Raw genomic sequence first — 7,413 nt, 5'->3', positions numbered from 1 at the left:
TGCCCTGTGCCGAAGACACGACAAGCGCCTGCCCCGTGGAATGTTTCCTTCTGGAGCAGGCGCTTGCCCGGAGTGCAGCTGCGGTGTGCGCAGATGCGTTCTTGCGGTTAAATATGTTTACAATGATGGGGGGGTAAATCATTCCCTTTCTCTTTTCGATGCCATCGTAAGTGTGCAGGGTGGTTCTCATAATCAGTTTTTAGAGTTGTTGATATGTGCGTCCTGCAGGCGCGGGAACGGTGGCAAAGGTAAGCAATAATCCGGAAGGGCAAAGCCTGCCGGGCAGTTCTTTTCGTCAGAATCAGATGTTTTCTTTCAGAACAGATTTCAGCGTGTCCTGATTTCGCCTTCATTGTTATAAGTATTCAGTTCCATAATGCTCTTCTTTGATTTATCGTCGCAAAGATAGCGGAATAAAAATGGAGATTCTCTATCTTTGCACTCTCATTTTCAGCTTATGGAGAAGAATGTATTGAAATACGTGGCCCTGTTGGCGCTCATCATGCCGGGCGCATTGCTGCTGATGCACGGCCTGCCAAGCATCACGCTGGGCGGCCACACGCTGAGGCGCGTGGATTTGCTGGGCGACGTGCGCCCCCCGAAGCCCGTGGCGGAAGAGCCCGACACCCTGCTGCCCCCGCCCCCGGAGGCGAAGCCTGCTTTTGTAGATACCTGCCGGACCGGCATGACGTGCATAGAAGACTACAGCGACTCCACCCTGCGGGGCATGACACCCTTTTACCGGGCACTCGACGAGCTTGCCTCGCAGACGTCCCGCCCCGTGCGCATCGCCTACTTCGGCGATTCCTTTATCGAGGCCGACATCCTGACGGCCGACTTGCGCGAGATGCTCCAGAAGAAGTATGGCGGCTGCGGGGTGGGCTTTGTCACCATCACCTCCATGACCAGCGGCTATCGCCCCACGGTGCGCCACTCCTTCGGCGGGTGGCAGAGCCATAGCATCATGGACTCCGTCTTCTTCGACCGCAGCAAGCAGGGAGTGTCCGGGCATTACTTCATCCCCAACGACGGCGCTACGTAGAACTGCGGGGGCAGCAGAACTATGCTTCGCGCCTCGACACCTGCCGGCGCGCCAGCATCTTCTTCTACAATCGCGGCACGGCCACCCTCTCGGTCCGCGTCAACCGTGGCGAAGCAACTACCGAGACCTTCGAACCCGTTGACGACCTGCAGAAGATGACGGTGGATGGCCGGATAGGCTCCATCCGCTGGACGGTGGAGCAGGCCGACTCCACCCTGTTCTACGGCCTCGCCATGGACGGCACCACGGGCATCGTGCTGGACAACTTCTCCTTGCGCGGCAGTTCCGGACTCTCCCTCCGCTCCGTGCCCGTGTGGATGATGCGCGAGTTCAACGAGCAGCGGCCCTACGACCTGATAATCCTGCAATACGGCCTGAATGTGGCCACCGAGCGCGGACGCAATTACGACAGGTACATTGCCGGTATGCAGACCACGCTGCAGCATCTCAAGGAAGCCTTTCCCCAAGCTGCCATCCTTGTGGTCAGCGTGGGCGACCGTGACTATAAGACCGAAGAGGGGGAGCTGCGTACCATGCCCGGCATCAAGAACCTGGTTCGTTATCAACAGAACCTGGCGGCGGATGAGGCTGTCGCTTTCTGGAACTTGTTCGAGGCCATGGGAGGCGAGGGCAGTATGGCAGAGATGGTGCACGCCAAGCCGTCACTGGCCAATTATGACTATACGCACATCAACTTCCGTGGTGGAAAGCATCTTGCGGGATTGCTTTATGAGGCTTTGATTTATGGTAAGGAACAGTATGACAGAAGGAGGGCCTACTATGAAGAGGAACCATAAGGAGGATTTACGATTGTACGATGTACGATGTACGATTTGCTGCGCGGTGCTGGTGCTGATTGCGGTGGCGCAACCGCTACGGGCGCAGGACGCATTGCCGGGCAGCCTCCTTTGCCAAACCGGCGAGGGGGATTGCGACACGCTCTGCCTCTATTCCCAACGTACGGATACGGTGTCTGTCCCTTTGATAACTTTTCCCGCCGCATTCCGGCAACTGAAGGAGAATGTACTTACCGACAGCCTGGGTATTCTTAATCCTTTCTGGGAGAAGCTGCGTCTGTGCCGGCTGGGCGCTTCCGCTGATACGCTTCGCATCGTACATGTGGGCGACAGCCATATACGCGGCCATATCTTCCCCCGTACCACCGGTGAGTTGATGCAGGACACTTTCGGGGCAGTCTCTTATACCGATGTAGGTATCAACGGTGCGTTTTGCACCACTTTCACCCGTCCGGACCGCATTGCTGATATTGCCGCCCTGCATCCCGACCTGCTTATTCTTTCCTTCGGGACGAACGAAAGCCATAACCGCCGTTACAATACAATGCTGCACTATCGCCAGATGGACGACCTGGTACGCATGCTTCGCGAGAAACTGCCGAATGTACCGATGTTGATGACCACTCCTCCGGGCTCTTACGAGAGTTTCCGGCAGCGTCGCCGTCGTCGCACCTATCAGATTAATCCGCGTACTGCCGTTGCCGTGCAGACTATCCGCCGCTATGCCGATGAAAACGGATTGGCGGTGTGGGACATGTACGAGATACTTGGCGGTGCCCGCCGTGCCTGCCTCAACTGGCAGGAAGCCGGATTGATGCGTCCGGACCATGTACACTACCTGCCGGACGGTTACCGCCTGCAAGGCGAACTGTTCTGCCAGGCCTTGTTAAAAGCTTATAACGATTATGTGGAATATTGACGAATTTTTATCCGGATTGAATATAGACTTGGACCGTTTGCGCGATGTCTTCACTTATGACCCGCAAGCCCCGATGATATTCAGCAGTGGTATTTTCCTCTGGCTGTTTGTCGCTTTCATATTGGTTTATCTGTTGCTGCAACGCCGGACGACGGCGCGTTTGCTGTTTGTCACCTTGTTTTCCTATTACTTCTATTATAAAAGTAGTGGCACTTATTTCTTCCTGTTGGGTCTTGTCACGGTGAGCGACTTCTTCATTGCCCGCCTGATGGTACGCAAGGTTGTTCCCTGGCAGCGTAAGGCATGGGTCGTGTTGAGCCTGTTCATCAATTTGGGATTGTTGTGTTACTTCAAGTACACCAATTTCCTGGGCGAAGCTTTTGCCTCGCTGACGGGAGGCACGTTCACAGCGATGGATATTTTCCTTCCGGTGGGCATCTCTTTTTTCACTTTTCAGTCGTTGAGCTATACGATAGATGTGTACCGTCGCCAGATAACGCCTCTGACCAGTCTGCTGGACTATGCTTTTTATGTCTCTTTCTTTCCCCAGTTGGTGGCGGGGCCTATTGTACGTGCCCGTGATTTCATTCCGCAAATCCGTCGCCCGCTGTTTGTCTCCCGTGAGATGTTCGGACGTGGAATCTTCCTCGTCGTGAGCGGGCTTTTCAAGAAAGCGGTTATATCAGACTATATCAGCGTCAACTTTGTAGAGCGTATTTTTGATAATCCCACTCTTTATTCGGGGGTGGAGAATCTGATGGGTGTCTATGGCTATGCCTTGCAGATTTATTGCGACTTCTCCGGTTACAGTGATATGGCTATCGGCATTGCCTTGTTGCTGGGCTTCCATTTCAATATCAATTTCGATTCCCCTTATAAGTCCGCTTCTATTACGGAATTCTGGAGGCGGTGGCATATTTCGCTTTCCAGCTGGTTGCGCGATTACCTTTATATCTCTTTGGGAGGCAACCGGAAGGGGAAAATCCGCCAATATGCCAATCTCATCATTACCATGTTCCTGGGCGGATTGTGGCATGGCGCTTCGTGGAATTTTGTACTTTGGGGAATGATGCATGGCATTGCGCTTGCAGCCCATAAGTTCTGGATGACGCTTACCGGGCGTAAGAAGGGGACGGAGAGCCGTGGCATCCGCCGCTTCTTCGGGGTGCTTGTCACTTTCCATTTTGTTTGTTTCTGCTGGATATTCTTCCGTAATGCGGAGTTCTCCACATCAATGGATATGCTGAAGCAGATATTCACTACTTTCCGTCCGCAGCTCTTCCCGCAGCTGGTAGAGGGTTATTGGGAAGTGTTTGCACTGATGGCATTGGGCTATCTGCTGCATTTTGTGCCCGACAGTTGGGAACGTGCCTGCACAAAAACAGTAATCCGCCTCCCCTTGTTGGGAAAGGCGGTACTGATGCTTGCTGTAATCTATCTGGTCATTCAGATGAAAAGTTCGGAGATACAGCCGTTTATCTATTTCCAGTTCTGATTACTTCTTCTCGGTAGTTGTGGAGTCTGCCTGCTGTCGGAAGGGGTCCCGGTAGTTGAGCCCGTCTCTCCGGTAGAGGCCGATGAGTCCGGCCAGCCGGGTAGTGAAGTTTGTATAATCTTTCTTTTCCGGTTGTGTCCATTGTACTTCGGCAAGGGCGGCCATACGGGGGAGAACCATATACTCTGCCTGCTCGCTGGTCGGGATGTATTCTGTCCACAGGTTGGCTTGTGCGCCGAGTATGTGCTTGGCTTGTTCTTCGGTCAGTGAGGCGGTAGGATTCAGACTGTATACTTTCTCCAATGGGACAAAGCCTCCGATGGCAAATGGTTCGTTCTGGGTATCCTCACTTTGGTAATAATCAAAGTAGCAATAGTCGTTGGGCGTCATTATCACGTCGTGTCCCAGTTGGGCCGCCTTGATTCCTCCTGCCGAGCCACGCCATGACATGACAGTTGCGTTGGGAGCGACGTCGCCTTCCAGAATCTCGTCCCAGCCGATAATCCGGCGTCCTTTACTATTGAGGAACTTTTCGATACGTGTCATGCAATAGCTCTGCAGACGGTCTTCGGCAGTATGGTTCTTGTCGGCTTTCAATTTTTCGGTTCTGATACGCGCCTGGCATTTGGGACACTTTTCCCAACGGGTGCGGGGAGCTTCGTCACCGCCGATGTGGATGTATTTGGAAGGGAATATGTCAATGATTTCGGCCATGACATCTTCAAGGAACTGCATGGACTTTTCGTTGCCGATGCACAGCACATCTTCGAATACGCCCCAACGTGGACAGACTTCATACGGTCCACCGGTGCATCCCATTTCGGGATAGGCGGCCAGTGCGGCAAGCATGTGTCCGGGCAGGTCTACTTCGGGGATGACCGTGATATAGCGCTCCCCGGCATATTTTACGATTTCTTTGGCTTGTTCCTGCGTATAGAAACCGCCATACCGGGTGTTGTCATACTCTTCGGTGTTCCGGCCGATAACGGTACGGTCGCGCCAGGCGCCAATTTCCGTCAGCTTGGGATACTTCTTTATTTCTATTCTCCAGCCTTGGTCTTCGGTGAGGTGCCAGTGGAAGGTATTCATATTGTGAAGTGCCAGCAAGTCTATGTATTTCTTTACGAACTCAATGGGAAAGAAGTGGCGGCCCACATCGAGGTGCATGCCCCGGTAGCTGAAGCGGGGTTCATCCTGGATGCTGCCGGCAGGCAATAGGATAGAGGTGGCTTTGGTTTCGGCAGGGATTGATTTACGCAGGGTTTGTATACCGTAGAACACTCCGTTCTCGGTCTGTCCGTTTAGGGTCACCCGGTCGGCTTTGACGGTCAGCACATAGCCTTCCCGGTTGCCGATAGCAGGATCCAGTCCTAATGTGATGGCGCCTTTGGGCGCTTCGCTCCCCGGGGCAAGGGCTTCTGTCTGGAGGGTGCGACCGGTGGACTGGCTGATGTATTCGGCCAGAAACTCGGCATTGCGTTTCAAAAGTTCATTGTTTTCGGGGTAGGCGATGATGGTACCGGCATTCAGGTTGAAGGGGGATTCCTGACTCAAGGCAACCTCCTGGGGCAAGGGAACGACTTGATAGTTGGCTGTTGTTTCTACCCCGCATGAAGAGCAGGCCAGGACGAGGGTGCCTGCAATGAGCATGTGTGTAAGTTTTCTCATGGCATTGAATTGATTAAATTAGTGTCTGACAAATATAGGGAAAAAATACTAAAGAGGTAGAGGATAAGGGGGATAAATTATGCTTATATCCACGGCTCTTTCATTTAACCTATATTATTCACGGCAGTTATCGGGAGTCAGATGCTGATAGTTTGGCAAATGACAGGCATGAATAATGCAGGTTAAAGGGAGCGTCAGCCGACAAGTCGGCTCTGCTCCTGGCAACTTTATCACTGAGTATAAATCAGGCAAATAAAACTTCATACCTTTCAACTTAATAGAAATTGGCTGGCTGACAGCGGTTTGCGGTGAAACCTGTTAGGGCGGGAAATAGATAGGGCGACTGATGCTGAAGCTTGGGTTTGGAACTGTAAAGTTCAACTTGACGGCTGTAAACCTCTACTTGACGGTCGTAAACCTCTACTTGGTCATGCTACATCTATAGATGCACAAACAGTCATGGAAGTTTCACCCGAAACCCCGATGAATAGGGCGATACACAAAAGGGTGAAACATGTGTAAGACTCTTTTGCTTAAATTTAAAGGAGTTAAATGAAAGAACCGTGTTTTCATATCTCAGTTCTTCTTCGCTCTATATCCCTTGGGCGACATTCTTGTGTGCTTCATATAAACGGGCTATGGCAAAAAAAACTACGGTTTTCTGCCGTCAAACCGGGACAAACTTTATAACTTTGCGGCATACGACATAAAAATCTATCTATTATGAACTGCAAATCCTTGTTTTTTCTGGTTGTTTTTTCCCTGACCCTTATATCAGGGGTGTTTGCTCAAAAGAAAGTTTCTATTCTTGGCGATTCCTATTCCACCTTTTACGGTCATGTCTCTCCTGCCGCCAATCTCTGCTGGTATGGAGTTCCCGGCGAAAAGAAAGAGAATGATGTGACGAAGGTGGAGGAAACCTGGTGGTACCGTTTCATCCATGAGCACGGCTTTCAGTTGGAACGCAACAATTCCTATTCCGGCTCCACCGTCTGTCATACCGGTTACGAGAAAGCCGATTACTCCGACCGTTCTTTTATCACCCGTATTCATAACCTCGGCACCCCCGACATAATCCTTGTTTTTGGCGGTACCAACGACAGTTGGGCAGGTGCCCCCATTGGTGCATACCAATATGATGCTGGACGAAAGCCGATCTATACAGCTTCCGTCCTGCCTTTTGCTATCTGCTTGCATCTCTCAAGCAGCTCTATCCTGCGGTCAAGATTTATAATATTACCAATTCTGAATTATCCGAAGAGGTAACGGGTTCCATGGATGAAATTTGCCGGCACTATGGCATCGAGAATATCCGTTTGCACGACATTGATAAACAATGGGGGCATCCTTCTGTACAAGGAATGCAGTGTATCGATGCTCAGGTTTGGGGGGCTGTCTCCCCGATATTGGAGACTTCTGTTTCTTTGCCTGCCAAGAACTAAGGACAAACCCGCAGGGAGTTATTTCTGTATTTACTAAACCATTAATTTAT

Annotated in this window: 4 protein-coding genes and 2 pseudogenes; 4 read left to right on the top strand and 2 right to left on the bottom strand. The window is 51.7% G+C overall.

Annotation, left to right across the window (positions count from 1 at the left end; translation table 11 throughout):
* The coding region (locus JCM16496_RS22420; RefSeq protein WP_145973820.1) for a hypothetical protein at window positions 1-190 on the bottom strand (190 nt) is incomplete at its 3' end.
* A 267-nt stretch (window positions 191-457) separates the two neighbouring features.
* Between JCM16496_RS22420 and JCM16496_RS19935 the strand changes: the two are divergent.
* The 3 genes and pseudogenes from JCM16496_RS19935 (at window position 458) to JCM16496_RS19925 (ending at window position 4,253) form a co-directional block, all read left to right on the top strand.
* Window positions 458-1,839 (top strand): annotated as a pseudogene (locus JCM16496_RS19935) (SGNH/GDSL hydrolase family protein).
* Entirely contained in the window at window positions 1,802-2,758 is a 957-nt protein-coding gene (locus JCM16496_RS19930; protein WP_128809754.1) for an SGNH/GDSL hydrolase family protein, read from the top strand. Before JCM16496_RS19935 ends, JCM16496_RS19930 begins: the two are co-directional and overlap by 38 nt.
* Window positions 2,745-4,253, top strand: coding sequence for an MBOAT family O-acyltransferase (locus tag JCM16496_RS19925; protein WP_025836303.1), 1,509 nt, complete (start codon window positions 2,745-2,747; stop codon window positions 4,251-4,253). Before JCM16496_RS19930 ends, JCM16496_RS19925 begins: the two co-directional genes overlap by 14 nt.
* Here the strand turns inward: JCM16496_RS19925 and JCM16496_RS19920 are convergent, their stop codons facing one another.
* Complete coding sequence (locus JCM16496_RS19920) at window positions 4,254-5,921, bottom strand: beta-N-acetylhexosaminidase (protein WP_025836302.1); 1,668 nt, start codon at window positions 5,919-5,921, stop codon at window positions 4,254-4,256.
* 723 nt (window positions 5,922-6,644) lie between these two features.
* On the opposite strand from JCM16496_RS19920, the pseudogene JCM16496_RS19915 reads away from it, so the two are divergent.
* Window positions 6,645-7,363: pseudogene (locus JCM16496_RS19915) on the top strand (SGNH/GDSL hydrolase family protein).
* Window positions 7,364-7,413: the final 50 nt, after the last annotated feature.

The organism is Bacteroides rodentium JCM 16496, assembly GCF_000614125.1.
Classification (GTDB): domain Bacteria; phylum Bacteroidota; class Bacteroidia; order Bacteroidales; family Bacteroidaceae; genus Bacteroides; species Bacteroides rodentium.
The sequence above is the reverse complement of the archived record's forward strand: the minus strand, read 5'-3'. Positions and strand labels throughout refer to the sequence as shown.

Coding starts and splice junctions, on each gene's coding strand:
- JCM16496_RS19930 (WP_128809754.1), top strand. CDS start 1,802: ATGACAGAAGGAGGGCCTACTATGAAGAGGAACCATAAGGAGGATTTA.
- JCM16496_RS19925 (WP_025836303.1), top strand. CDS start 2,745: ATGTGGAATATTGACGAATTTTTATCCGGATTGAATATAGACTTGGAC.
- JCM16496_RS19920 (WP_025836302.1), bottom strand. CDS start 5,921: ATGAGAAAACTTACACACATGCTCATTGCAGGCACCCTCGTCCTGGCC.